An 11,476-nucleotide genomic window follows, 5' to 3' on the forward strand; every position below is an offset into this window, starting at 1 on the left:
TGGTATGCAAGCATGGCGAACAACACAAGAGCCACAGCCAGAGCCATAAGGGCAGGGGCATACTCATTCATTTGACTTCTTCTCCTCAATAAATTGAGACGTGTTCACTCGTCCGCCTCGTCAGCCATCTTCTTCATAGTCCATGCCATATAGATAAAAAGAGCCGTAACCACGAGCAATCCTAAAGAGCCCAATACCTCGTAAAGGTTCATCTCTCACAGCTCCAATTTAATTCGTCCCTCTACATACTGCCTTACGAGAGTAGCTATAAGGGTCTGATAAGGTATTCCCGTCTCAAGGCTCTTTCTCTTGAGAAGCATTATGTCCCTTTCGCTCAGGCGTATGCTTATCGGTCTTTTCTTCAAAACAGACTTCGCTCCTTCCTTCAGGGCTTCCTCCAGACTGTCGTAGTCTTTAGCCCTATTCCACTCACCCCTTTCAAGTTCCTCCTCTATCTGCTTTTCAAACTTGTCAAGTTTCGCCATTTCTATCACCTCCTAAATACTGCTTGGTCATCTTCCTGCTGGGGAAGATGGTGATAAACCTTATAACGCCTTCCCTCTCTTCAAAGGGAACTACGTATGCATATCCGCCTATCTCTACTATGAGCAACTTCTGGCTGGGATACCTATCTCTGTTTGGGTGCTCAAGTATGTCAAGTATCTTGCCTTCGTTGATTGCGATAACCACATCTTCAAAACCAATGCCACGCTCCAGCTTGAGCTTGAAGTTCTTATCCTCATCCCAGTCTATACCCACTCCTTATATTTTAATGTAGTCCTTTGTATATACAAATCAATCTTTTTAAGGTTTGGGAATAATTATTCCCAACTCTCTCCGAAGTTGCGTTCTCCCCCTATAGGTCGTAAATTTCTCACATGGACCCTATCTTCCACTCACGGCTTGAGAGGATACTTGAGAGAAGAAAAGAGCTTCTCCTCAAACTCTCCGAGAAAGAGGTCATCTTGCCTACCGTTGACGAGATTGTGGAAGTGAACAACGCCATCCTTCAGGAACACAAAGGAGAGTTTGGCGTCAGAGGCTATGAGCCTTTGTTCTTGGCTGTGACATCCTCTCGGCTTTAAAGAAGCCGAGCTTCCTGCTTCACAGAGGTATAGCTTACACGGATATAGGGATTTCCCTTAAATATCCGTGCAGTGGCTTCCCTCTCCACAGGCGTTACTTCCCCACAGTCCGTAGGTAGGTTTTTTACAGTGGTTGTCTCCACTTTTGATAATCCTATCTTCAGTATGTTCACTGCACTGTTGAAGTCCCTATCAATCACTAATCCACAGCTCTCACATTTGTAGGTTCTGTCTGACAAGGTTATATCTTCTTTCCTGCTTCCACATCTGCTACACATCTTTGTTGTCGCTTTGTATCTATCCACAGGTATAAGGGTCTCTATGTTTTGCTTTAACATAGAAATTATTCCCCCTATACCTGTGTTTTGTACCTGCTTTCCAAATAATCCACTGTGCCAGTTCTTTATCTGTTCTTCTTGGATTAATACATATTCGTACCTCTTTAGCAGGGATAGTATCTTGTTCTTGATGTCTTTCCTTCTGTTGTAGATTTTTTGATGCTCCCTTTGTATCTTGTGTTTTGTCTTTTGATAGTTTTTGCTTCCCTTCTGTTGCCTTGATAATTTCTTTTGTAATCTCTTTAATCTTTGTGTCTCTCCTATACGGTAGTTTATCTTTACTCCGTTTGATAGAGTTAATTGATGTTTTATCCCAAAATCTATTCCTATCGGTTTGTTTATTTTTTCGTGTTTTATCCGGTCTTTGTCTATATAGCAGGTTAGGTGTATGTAGTATCCATCTGGTCTCTTTATTAACTCTGCTTTTGCTATGTCGCAGTTTTCTGGTAGTTGGTGAAGTCCTAACACTCTTAAAGGCTTTTTTAGTCCTTGTAGCTTTATTCTATTCTTATCTTTTAAAACCTTGAATGTTATTCCGTTTTGTTTTAGAGGAATGTTTCTGTAATCTGATTTGAATTTTAACCTTCCTACTTTTATCCCTTTTCGTTTTGCTCTTGATAGGTCTGTTAGGTTTTTCTTTATCCTATCCATTATTCCCTGTTTCATTTGGGACGATAGACAGGTTAATTCCCTTGTTTCAATTCCTTGTGGTGTTTTCACTTCTACTTGTTTTATTTTTTCCGTTTGTGGATTTAGCCTGTTTTCTATGTCTGCTACTGTGTAGTTATAAAGCCATTTTGCTTCTAAGAACACTCTTTCTAACCAATGCTTCTGCTCTTTGTTTAGGTTGGAACATGAAATTTTAAGTTTATAAACTTTTGGGATTTGGTTTTTGCGTTTTTCTTTGGTCTTTTTTAGACTTTCTTTTATTTTCCGTTTTTTATCTAAAGCTATTATAGTCATCTTGAAAACCTCTATAGTATTATAGCAGATTAACGATTTAAAGGATTTTTGAGAGTTTCTAACGAAACCCTCTGCCATTCATCACCCGTTTTAAAACGGGTGCATTCTGGTATTTTTTCGTAAAGGAAATGCAAAACAAAGAAGGAGATATATATATGCCTTAGCCGGCATCCTCTTCTTCCGTATAATCAAAGACCGCCCCTTCATAGAGGGGAACAAAAGGACAGCCGTAGTCGCTACCGAGATGTTCCTTGAACAGAACGGAGCCCAGCTCACGCTTTCCAACGACAGGTTATACGTTCTTGCGGTGAAGGTAGCCAAAGGAGAGTTAACAGAAGAAGAAGTAGCAGAGGAACTGAGAAGCTCACCACCCCGGAAAGGACTGACCCCCGGACTCCGCTCCTAATCCCCCTCACACACAAACGGCTCCTCTTTCCTGAAAGGATTGAAGGGCGTAAGACACAGGTCGTAGCCCAGAGCCCTCAATATGTCTATGTTCTTCTCACCTCTACACTTGAAACTTTCAAGATATTTGCTATAATAATATACACACTCTTTGGAGTGGAAATCCGAAGGGGAGGGGTAACCCCTCAATCCGAAGCCCCTCCCCGTTGCCAAAAATAAAGTGGATGAAGAAAGTAGCTATTCTTGTAGACTGGGAAAACCTCAGAAAAACTTTAGAAAGAGCTTTCAAAAAGTTTAGAATTTCGCCAGACAAATTTTCTTATAACGACGTGGACAAGCTTCTTCTATTTATTATGTCTCTGTTAGAAGAGGATGAGGAAGTGTACAGGATATTCTTTTACGTCTCCGAACCACCGAAAGAAGCCCGCTGGCGCTCCGCAACTTATTCAATAGACATGGATGAAAAGTATAGAAAAATCTACGAAAATGCTGTAACCTTTTTAGAAAGCTTAAAAACCAAGGATTTAGTGTCTATAAGGAAAGGAAAACTTGAATTCAGAGGATACAATAGTCAGAACAAGCCTCTGTTCACACAGAAACAAGTAGATATGCTAATAGGTTTGGATATGGCACATCTAAGTTACCTGAGACTCGTAGATAGAGTTATGGTGTTTTCCTTAGACAAGGACCTTATTCCCGCTCTGAAAATTGCACGAGTAAACGGTCTCCAGGTAATAATACCAACCTACAAGGGGCTTCGGCAGGCAAGCCCCGAGCTTCAGGAGCATGCGGACTTCATAAGATATGTGGATTTAGCTGAAAGGTTAAGAAATATATCTTGATATGGAAACAAGCTTAGCTTTGTGCTTCAGTCCGTATCCAAACAGGAGGTCAGCCATATCCCTCAAGAACTGCATATTGTCCCGTGCTTCAACCACTTTAGGATTGCCTTCTCCCACTCCCTTACCATCCTCTCTCCAACCCCTCTGAAGCCCATCTCTTCCTTCATGTATTCCTTCACCTCTTCCATCTCCTCTCTCACAGCGTTTTCGCACTTCTCGTATAACTCCTTAGCCTCTTCCTTAGAAAGCCCGCAATGTTTCATGCCGAACTCCATCAGCCCGTCCCTGCCGTGCCACCTCTTCGTCCCGTGCATGAACAGGGCAGGCTTATCGTCAGGAATGTAAACCGTAGTACATACCACATCGTAGGCAGGCGATAGCCTTATCTCCGAAAAGTCGTCCGTGTATATGAGACCAAAGTTCTTGACGTGAGCGTCCCCGTTCCGCAAAAGGAAGTTCATCACCGTCAGCTTGTAGTAGGTCTTCATATCCTCTTCCGGACAGGTAGAAAACCGCTCTACAACCTTCGCTATCTGCTCATAGCTCCCCTCATACTTGGTCTCCCTTGTCTTGCCGAGCAAAGAACCCATCTCCTCAAACCCGGGGTATTCTCCCCTGGTGAACTTCTCCACCACAATAAACCTGCCGTTCCGAGAGAGGTATATATTCGGTATCCTTATCCCCACCCTCTCCACAGCCCTCATGCAAAAGTATTCGTTCCTTGCAAGCTCTGGGTATTCCTCCCCGAAGGTCTTGATTATGTATTCTCTGCCCTCAACAGGAGCCAAAGTCTTCGGTTGAACCCCTCCTATAGCGTTCTTGTAAAGGAAGGTGTTTAGCAAAGCTCTGAAGGTATCCCACGTGTCGTTCTCAAGAACCTCCTCAAGGGATATAGCTTTCTCCTCTTCCGGTCTCTCTTTGCCCTCCAGCCTTATCCTTCCCTCCACCCCGCCCGCAAGGTAGTAGAGCATGGTAAAGTCGTCAGCCCTGCCTTCCCCCTTGTTTATCAAGTTCCTGAGAAGCTCAAAGAGATAACCTTCGGGAATGAAGGTATCAAAGAAGGGATGGAGGCGGAACCTGCTTATATAAACACGCCGGGTATTAGGCATGGAAAGACACAGGTGCGTGTCCGCTTTATCGGAATACTCAAAGGCATACTCCCTCTCCGAGTTTTCAAATAGAGTCCCTATCAAAGAGCCCCCGTGGTATGCTTTGATGTCCATTTCAGTTTACATAATGCGTCTGTGGTCTTGTTAATGTCAAGTGATATGAACAAGCCATGGTCAAACCAAAGGAAGAAAAAAAGAAAAAGGGGGCACGGGAGCCCCCTGTGTTTACCTCCCGGGCATTCGGGCTTGTCTGCCCGGTGCTTTCTTTTTCTGTTGGTCATCTTGTTGGTCGGAGACAATATCCAAAATCTTCCTGGCTTTGTATGGGTCGTCCACACCAAGTTCACGGTGAATCTTACCCACTATAACCATTCCCCCTATATGAGCATTTTTCTCGGCGTCTTCCCACAAGCCTGTCTTATGCCATTCCAGGGCTATTTCAGGAGAGAACCCCACTTCCTTCCACTTCAAGGCTTCTTCTGGACTTTCCCACCCTGCTTCACGCCATTTGAGAGCCTCATAAGGGTCAAGGTATTGCCATCCTCCCTTATACCACCTTAAGGCTTCTTTCGGGTCATCCCACTCGTTTTCATACCACTCATAAGCTCTCCAGGGCTTGTCCCACCCCGCATCATACCACCTCTTGGCTTCCTCTGGGTCCCTCCAGCCAGCTTCATAGCACCGTAGGGCTTCTTCTGTGTCCCAACCTACTTCATACCACCGCAGGGCTTCTTCAGGGTTATCCCAACCGTCCTCCATCCAGTCGTGAGCCCCCTCGGGGTCTCCCCATCCTGCTACATACCACTCATAGGCTCTATCAGGACCATCCCAATGCCATCCAGTTTTATACCACCTCCGAGCCTCTTTAGGGTCTTCCCATCCTGCTTTATACCATTCCTGGGCTTCCTCTATATCCCAGCCCGCTTCTATCCACTTCACTTCGTTGAACTCTCTTATGCTCTCCATAGTTATACCCTCCGTATAGGTTTCCTTCAAGGAGTCTCCGATATGATGTGCCTCATCGGGCGATAAGGACTTGAGTTTTTCATACAGTTCTTCTCCACTTTCGTCTCCGGTTAATATACCCCATTGAAATAGCGCCTCTTCCCAGCTTTCAAAGTCCCTCTCTATAAGCTTCAGAGTTTCTTCTCCGGCGGTGTAGTAAGCATTTGCATTAAAAGTTTCAGCAACCCATCTAATAAACGCCTCTCTCCTGTCCATATCAACCACTCACCTCTCCATTTTTTGTGGATTATAACGATGGGGTAAAAAAATCGTTCATATCCCCGGTCGGTTGGGAATAATTATTCCCAACTAATCAGAAAACCCTACAGATAAGGACCTCTCCTCTTTCTCCTGTCAAGCCTCTTTCTCCTGCCTGCGACTTCAAACAGAAAGTCCCTCAGCTCCCCCAAGATTGAGACGCCCTTCAGGGACTCGTCAAAGATGGTAAGTCTCTCCACAGCCCTGTCCCACTCCTTCTCAAGGTAAGTTAGCCTCTTGCCTATCTCCTCAACCTTCCCGGCAAAAACATCAGAGCTTTTCAACAACCTCTCCCTGTCTTCCCTGTGTCTCAGAACCGCCACCACGTCCACAACATCTCTCACCTTCAGGTCATAAGACCTGTAGAGGAGCTTCTTCGTTGCTATCTCCCAAGGAGTCTCCACCTGAATTCTGTATCCCATGACCTCTTCAATGGTAAAAGGCTCTTTCGTCAGAGAAGGGGCGAGGATAAAGTCTATCTGGGAGTCCTCTCCTATCCAGACCTTGATAAAGTGGGACATCTCGTTGTATCTGAGGGCTATCTCTTCAAGGTCGCTATTCACTCTCGGAGAAAAGAAGGGAAGAAGCTGGGCGTTCCAGAAGAATATGTCCACATCTTCGCTGTCCCTGTGTCCATATCTGTAGGCAAGAGCGCTTCCTCCTCCCCATGTCCACTCGGTAAAAGGAACGTGCTCCCTCTGCCTCTCAAGAACCTTCAGGGCTATCTTCAGAACGCTCTCCCACTTCAAACCTTCCACACCTCTTCAAGATACACGTTCCTCGCATAGGGCTTCACATACTTCTCATAGAACCCCCTCAACTCCTCAAGGGAGATACCGTATTCCTCGCAGAACTCAAGGATTATCTGGGGAGGGTTGTCGGCAAAGAAATCGTGTATGTGGAATTTCCACTCCTGGAGCATGGTCATGCTCTTTATGGCATTAACCACTACCTCGTCCGTCATCTTCACCTTATAGCTCTGATTAGCCGTAGCGGTTGCAGGGTGCACTTTGGGCATAGATATAATTTACGATTTTCAAAACCTTATCACTATCTCCTCATAATAAAAGAGCTCTTGAGGTCGGTTATGACTATGACCTTTTCCTTGGTCATCTTGCACCTATATCTTCTCTTATATGGAACTCTTCACTTTCCATGCTCCGGTGATTTCCTCAAGAACTCAACCTCAACCGGAAGAGAGACCTTTTCGCCAAAGAATCCAGAAAGCACCTCTTCCATCCTGTCCAGAAGTCTCCTTTCAAAGTCAAAAAACCTGTATCTATCTTCCTTGTCAAGCTTCAGGAAGTCGTAAACCACCACAACCCTGAAGGGGAAGGAGTCCGTGTCAAGCTCTATCTGCACCCCTGGAAACTCTCTCCTGAGCTTTTCTTCCTCTTCCTTCACAACCTTGACCAGCTTCAACGCCAGGGAGATGATAAATGTCTCTTTCTCGGTCAAGGTTTGCATACCTTACCCTCCTCTTGATTTACACGATACTCCAAATCTTGTGAAATGTCCATCCTGCTCAAGAACCCTCTCAAGCATATCTGAGCAATCTTTCCATATACTTCAACCTTATATTAACCTCCCTGAGCTGTCTCTTCAGCTGTTTGACCTTCATTATCTCCCGAGCTTCCTCTTTGCTGAGAGGTCGCAGGTGAACCTGCACAACCTTATCCCCCACCCTCTTGCTCTTGCAAAGGTAGTAGTATTCCTTCCCGTTCACCTTCTTCTTCCTGACAAACCCATCCACATCCTTTATCTCTTTCTCAAGCTCAAACTTGTAGCTCCTGAGTCTCTCATACTCTTCTTTAAGCATATCGTAAACCGCTTCATACCTCATGCTCCCTATTTTATACAGTCTCCGGAAAATTTCCACTACAAACACACATTCGGCAAGTGTAGTGTAAAAGAGGACTGTTGCTCGTCCATATCCTCACGAAAGGAAGTCACAGATACTTCTCAACCCCCATCATCTCCTTTGCTTTCTGGAAGGTTATATCCTCGCCAAAAACAAGCTTTGTCTTTCCCTTGTATGTCTCAATATCAGCCATAAACTCTTCAAAAGCCCTGAGCCTCTTTTCTTTCTCTCTATCCTTAGCTTCTCTGAGTATAAGCTCCTCTATGACCTTACTCTGGGACTTTCCCATCTCCCTGGCGAGCTCTTTTAAAAACTTATCTGCTTCCTCGGAGAGGGTGATATTCTTCCTCACCTTCATGTGTCTGAATATACGCATGAGTGAGTGTGTATGCAATTCACCTCCCAAGGTATATACCCAGGAGAGGGTCGGTGAGTTCGTAAACCCCCCTCTTCCTCCTCCTGACTATACCCTCCAGCTCAAGGTCTTTAAGAACCTGAAGAACCTGCTGACTTGAGAGAGTCCCCTTCAGAACCTCATAAGGGTTTTCGCCCATAGCTATTATCCTTACCACCTCACCCCTGTATTTCTTCTCCTTGATGTGGTAAAGGAGTGTCTCAAAGTAGTGCTTTTCCTCTTCAAGCAGTCTTTCAAGACTCTCCCGCACGCATTCTGGAGTAAACTTCTCGCAGGTCAGGAAGATTACCTGAAGAAGCTTCTTGAGGTAGTAGGGATGTCCTCTCGTTATTTTCAGGACTTCCCCCTCAGCGTCTTTATCCGGACTCATGCCCCCAGACCTGACCTTATCCCTTATATATTCCCTCACGTCTTCCTCATCAAGGAAGTCAAGGACAAACACCCTTGCAAACCTGTAGAAGGGTCCCTTTGGAGATGTGAAGAACCTCCTCATCATGCTCTCCTGAGAACCTGCAAACATATAGACGCAATCCTTATGCATCTGCACGGAGCTCCGCACGATGTCCGGTATCTTCTTGTTCAGCGTGTAAACCTCAGAGAACTCATCGTATATGACGAGGAACCTCTTTCCTGACTTCTGGGCAAGCTCCTGGGGCAGGTCTATAACCTTTCTGAGAAACGCAATATCCTCCTTCTCCTGCAAAAGCTCAAGTCCGACCTCAAGCTCAAGCTCCCCCACCTTTACCTTCAACTCCCTTATAGACCTCAGAAGCTCCCCTATCCTGTCTTTAGCTTTCTGGACGAACCCCTTTATACCGACCGCAGAGTAAACTGCGTTGAGTATGTGTTCTCCCAAATCCCTCACGCTCGTGCATACATTCACATCCACGTAAGCTACGAAGAAGTCCTCCTTTACCCTCTCCGCCACCTTCAGCATGAGAGAGGTCTTCCCATACCTCCTCGGAGCTATAAACACACAGCTCTGTCCCATCCTCACGAGAGCGGAAACCTCTTCAAGCTCCCTCCTCCTGTTTATAAACTCCTCGTCTATTACTCCCACTTTCAAGAAAAATTCTTTATTCATAATAAAGAAAATTTATGTCAAGAAATTTTATTTACAAGAGTTGCCTACGCACTCCCCTTCCTCTCCACGTAGCTGATAACCTCCGACAGGGGAACCATCCATATACCGCCTATCTTCCTCCCAATCAGAACTCCCCTGTTTATCAAGACCCTCACATAGTCCTTGTTTTTGAAACCAAGGAGTTCCGCCACCTGAGAGGGAGCCAGGAGCACGTCCTTTTCCCTTCCGTAAACCTTCAGGCTGTGGAGTAGCTCATCCCTTATCAGCCCCTCAAAGACCTCAACCTCTCCGTATTCAAGGACCGTATCCGTTATCTGCTCATCTGTGAGCTTCCTTCCCCTTGAGAGCTTGTCCACCACAACGACAGCCCCCTCCTCCGCTTCCCTGAGAGCCTCTATGTATCTTTTCCTATCCCTAAAAGCGACGTTGATAAGCCCTCCTTCTATAAGGACCGCATTCATCAAAATCCTCCCGACCCTGCCGTTGCCGTCTGTGAAGGGATGGATTACCTCAAAGAGAAGGTGGAAGACTGCGGACTTCCTTACGGGCTCAAGCTCCGAGTTCCTTAGCCACTCAAGGACTCTCTCCATTACCTTCGGGACGACTTCCGGTCTCGGAGGCTCAAACCTCGCTCCGGAGATAACCATGTCCGTATCCCTGTATCCCTTCGGGACGCTGAAGCCTTCCCAGAGCTTTTCGTAAACCCAGAGGACGAGGGGCTCTGTTACCACCTCCTCCTTCCCCGCCCCCTTCAGGGCGAGGGAATAGACCTCTTTGGCTGTCCGATAGTAGTTCCACGCTTGTCTGAGTGCCGGGTCTTTGGGCACTTCCTCTCCGAGCTCCTCCATCTGCACCCTCACCTGTTCTATGGCAAGGGAGCATTCGGTCTCCTCTTCAAGCAGATAAGGGAGGAACTCCTCGGCAAGGACAACAGGCTCTCTTTGATATGCCATCGTATCAATTAATATGAATTACCTTTATTGGTTTTCAAGGAGATAGTGAGAGTGATACGGTATATCTTAATTATCGTCCTTCAACCTCTTCCCACTCCCACGATACGAAAACCCACTCTTCGGGGTTATCGCTTGACGTGGCTACGCTGTTTACGGCTGTGTTTATATCGTGAATACGCTCACTTGCCTTGCCCCTCCCTTTTATCAAAAGTCCCACATCAGCTCCTTCTCTCGGAGAGGTTATATATACCTCTTCCACAAACGGCAGGGATTTTAACTCCTCCAATATCTCTTTGACCACATCGCCCTTAACCTTCATGCTCCATTACCTCTGATAGAAGATTAATATACTCTTCAAAAAGGTGCACGGCGGTTGAAGGTATCTCTTCAATAAAGAGCTTACCCTTGAAGAGCTAAGGAAATTTCCCGAAGACCAGATAAGGCTCGCCTGCGGTTTTGCCAGGGATTACGGATACCTCTTTGAGCCAAGCCCCTATCTTCTTTCTCTTTGCAGGGGAAACGACAAGGCGGATGAGAGGTATATCAGGAAGTTTTTTGAGGTGGCAGGAGTTAAAACATTTTCCCAAAAAGCGTTCCCAACGTGAACCCAACGCTTTGCCTTACAGCCTCTTCAAATATTAAGCTTCTTCCTTTTTTTAAGAGTTCTTTTCCTTTGGTTTTTAACCTTTCCTTTGTTTTTCTATCAGATGTCAATTCTTCCTTACTTTGTTCTTTCTCTTCATACACATCTCTCATCAAAACAAACTTTAACCTCTCGTAAACCTCATCATCCTTTTCCACTCTTAATTCCGCCAGCACAGTTTCCACTAAGCCGTTCAGTCTGTTATACAGCTCTTCATCCGCTTCCCGTAATTTCTTCTCCAATAGAAAGAGAGCAACTCCGATATCACCCTTATCTATATTCTGAAAAGTTATGAGGTCATCGTATTCCTTGTCATCTCTTTTCAATATGCAAAATAAGTCCTCTATATAATCCTCTTCCGAAAACAAAAGAACGTTGTAAAAATCTCTCAACACATCCTTCTTCTTCCTATCTTCACCCTCCCCAGCTATCAAATCATCTATCTCTTTTCTGAGCCACTTGATTTCATCTACACCTGTATGGGTGATTATGATTGAATGAAGGCATACCCTATA

Annotated in this window: 17 protein-coding genes; 3 read left to right on the plus strand and 14 right to left on the minus strand. The window is 45.4% G+C overall.

Features of this window, described 5'->3' with window-relative positions; all coding sequences use genetic code 11:
* Positions 1-215: 215 nt before the first annotated feature.
* Together HG1285_RS09210 and HG1285_RS09205 are read right to left on the minus strand one after the other, a co-directional pair.
* Positions 216-485, minus strand: coding sequence for a hypothetical protein (locus HG1285_RS09210; RefSeq protein ID WP_008287507.1), 270 nt, complete (start codon positions 483-485; stop codon positions 216-218).
* The gene (locus HG1285_RS09205) at positions 472-759 is read right to left on the minus strand and encodes a BrnT family toxin (protein WP_008287508.1); all 288 of its coding nucleotides are present in this window, start codon (positions 757-759) and stop codon (positions 472-474) included. Before HG1285_RS09205 ends, HG1285_RS09210 begins: the two co-directional genes overlap by 14 nt.
* A gap of 119 nt (positions 760-878) precedes the next feature.
* On the opposite strand from HG1285_RS09205, the gene HG1285_RS09200 reads away from it, so the two are divergent.
* Positions 879-1,085, plus strand: coding sequence for a hypothetical protein (locus tag HG1285_RS09200; RefSeq protein ID WP_008287509.1), 207 nt, complete (start codon positions 879-881; stop codon positions 1,083-1,085).
* Here HG1285_RS09200 and HG1285_RS09195 read toward each other — a convergent pair.
* Complete coding sequence (locus HG1285_RS09195; RefSeq protein WP_008287510.1) at positions 1,082-2,386, minus strand: RNA-guided endonuclease TnpB family protein; 1,305 nt, start codon at positions 2,384-2,386, stop codon at positions 1,082-1,084. The two genes, HG1285_RS09200 and HG1285_RS09195, sit on opposite strands and share 4 nt — an antisense overlap.
* A gap of 151 nt (positions 2,387-2,537) precedes the next feature.
* Between HG1285_RS09195 and HG1285_RS19065 the strand changes: the two genes are divergently transcribed.
* Complete coding sequence (locus HG1285_RS19065; protein ID WP_343122631.1) at positions 2,538-2,792, plus strand: type II toxin-antitoxin system death-on-curing family toxin; 255 nt, start codon at positions 2,538-2,540, stop codon at positions 2,790-2,792.
* 223 nt (positions 2,793-3,015) lie between these two features.
* Complete coding sequence (locus tag HG1285_RS09185; RefSeq protein ID WP_008287513.1) at positions 3,016-3,633, plus strand: NYN domain-containing protein; 618 nt, start codon at positions 3,016-3,018, stop codon at positions 3,631-3,633.
* Positions 3,634-3,695: 62 nt separating this feature from the next.
* On the opposite strand, the gene HG1285_RS09180 is transcribed toward HG1285_RS09185, so the two are convergent.
* The 11 genes from HG1285_RS09180 to HG1285_RS19685 form a co-directional block, all read right to left on the minus strand.
* The gene (locus tag HG1285_RS09180) at positions 3,696-4,856 is read right to left on the minus strand and encodes a type II toxin-antitoxin system HipA family toxin (RefSeq protein ID WP_008287514.1); all 1,161 of its coding nucleotides are present in this window, start codon (positions 4,854-4,856) and stop codon (positions 3,696-3,698) included.
* Positions 4,857-4,967: 111 nt separating this feature from the next.
* Complete coding sequence (locus tag HG1285_RS09175) at positions 4,968-5,963, minus strand: hypothetical protein (RefSeq protein ID WP_008287515.1); 996 nt, start codon at positions 5,961-5,963, stop codon at positions 4,968-4,970.
* A gap of 107 nt (positions 5,964-6,070) precedes the next feature.
* Entirely contained in the window at positions 6,071-6,763 is a 693-nt protein-coding gene (locus HG1285_RS09170; protein WP_157560586.1) for a nucleotidyl transferase AbiEii/AbiGii toxin family protein, read from the minus strand.
* Positions 6,751-7,023, minus strand: coding sequence for a hypothetical protein (locus tag HG1285_RS09165; protein ID WP_008287517.1), 273 nt, complete (start codon positions 7,021-7,023; stop codon positions 6,751-6,753). The genes HG1285_RS09170 and HG1285_RS09165 overlap by 13 nt, the downstream gene beginning before the upstream one ends.
* Before the next feature lie 128 nt (positions 7,024-7,151).
* Positions 7,152-7,472, minus strand: coding sequence for a hypothetical protein (locus HG1285_RS09160; RefSeq protein ID WP_008287519.1), 321 nt, complete (start codon positions 7,470-7,472; stop codon positions 7,152-7,154).
* A 70-nt stretch (positions 7,473-7,542) separates the two neighbouring features.
* Positions 7,543-7,848, minus strand: a complete 306-nt coding sequence (locus tag HG1285_RS09155; protein WP_008287520.1) for a hypothetical protein — start codon at positions 7,846-7,848, stop codon at positions 7,543-7,545.
* A 106-nt stretch (positions 7,849-7,954) separates the two neighbouring features.
* On the minus strand, positions 7,955-8,260 hold the full coding sequence (locus HG1285_RS09150) for a ribbon-helix-helix protein, CopG family (RefSeq protein ID WP_232219478.1): 306 nt from the start codon (positions 8,258-8,260) through the stop codon (positions 7,955-7,957).
* Between the two features lies 1 nt (position 8,261).
* The gene (locus HG1285_RS09145) at positions 8,262-9,341 is read right to left on the minus strand and encodes an ATP-binding protein (protein ID WP_232219480.1); all 1,080 of its coding nucleotides are present in this window, start codon (positions 9,339-9,341) and stop codon (positions 8,262-8,264) included.
* A 68-nt stretch (positions 9,342-9,409) separates the two neighbouring features.
* Positions 9,410-10,318 (minus strand): Fic family protein, encoded by a 909-nt coding sequence (locus HG1285_RS09140; protein ID WP_008287523.1) that lies wholly within the window; start codon positions 10,316-10,318, stop codon positions 9,410-9,412.
* Positions 10,319-10,388: 70 nt separating this feature from the next.
* Positions 10,389-10,637, minus strand: coding sequence for a hypothetical protein (locus HG1285_RS09135; protein WP_008287524.1), 249 nt, complete (start codon positions 10,635-10,637; stop codon positions 10,389-10,391).
* A gap of 251 nt (positions 10,638-10,888) precedes the next feature.
* Positions 10,889-11,476: hypothetical protein (locus HG1285_RS19685; protein ID WP_008287525.1), on the minus strand; the 588-nt coding region annotated here is incomplete at its 5' end.

This window comes from Hydrogenivirga sp. 128-5-R1-1, from assembly GCF_000171895.1.

Coding starts and splice junctions, on each gene's coding strand:
- HG1285_RS09210 (WP_008287507.1), bottom strand. CDS start 485: ATGGCGAAACTTGACAAGTTTGAAAAGCAGATAGAGGAGGAACTTGAA.
- HG1285_RS09200 (WP_008287509.1), top strand. CDS start 879: ATGGACCCTATCTTCCACTCACGGCTTGAGAGGATACTTGAGAGAAGA.
- HG1285_RS09195 (WP_008287510.1), bottom strand. CDS start 2,386: ATGACTATAATAGCTTTAGATAAAAAACGGAAAATAAAAGAAAGTCTA.
- HG1285_RS09185 (WP_008287513.1), top strand. CDS start 3,016: ATGAAGAAAGTAGCTATTCTTGTAGACTGGGAAAACCTCAGAAAAACT.
- HG1285_RS09180 (WP_008287514.1), bottom strand. CDS start 4,856: ATGGACATCAAAGCATACCACGGGGGCTCTTTGATAGGGACTCTATTT.
- HG1285_RS09175 (WP_008287515.1), bottom strand. CDS start 5,963: ATGGACAGGAGAGAGGCGTTTATTAGATGGGTTGCTGAAACTTTTAAT.
- HG1285_RS09165 (WP_008287517.1), bottom strand. CDS start 7,023: ATGCCCAAAGTGCACCCTGCAACCGCTACGGCTAATCAGAGCTATAAG.
- HG1285_RS09160 (WP_008287519.1), bottom strand. CDS start 7,472: ATGCAAACCTTGACCGAGAAAGAGACATTTATCATCTCCCTGGCGTTG.
- HG1285_RS09155 (WP_008287520.1), bottom strand. CDS start 7,848: ATGAGGTATGAAGCGGTTTACGATATGCTTAAAGAAGAGTATGAGAGA.
- HG1285_RS09140 (WP_008287523.1), bottom strand. CDS start 10,318: ATGGCATATCAAAGAGAGCCTGTTGTCCTTGCCGAGGAGTTCCTCCCT.
- HG1285_RS09135 (WP_008287524.1), bottom strand. CDS start 10,637: ATGAAGGTTAAGGGCGATGTGGTCAAAGAGATATTGGAGGAGTTAAAA.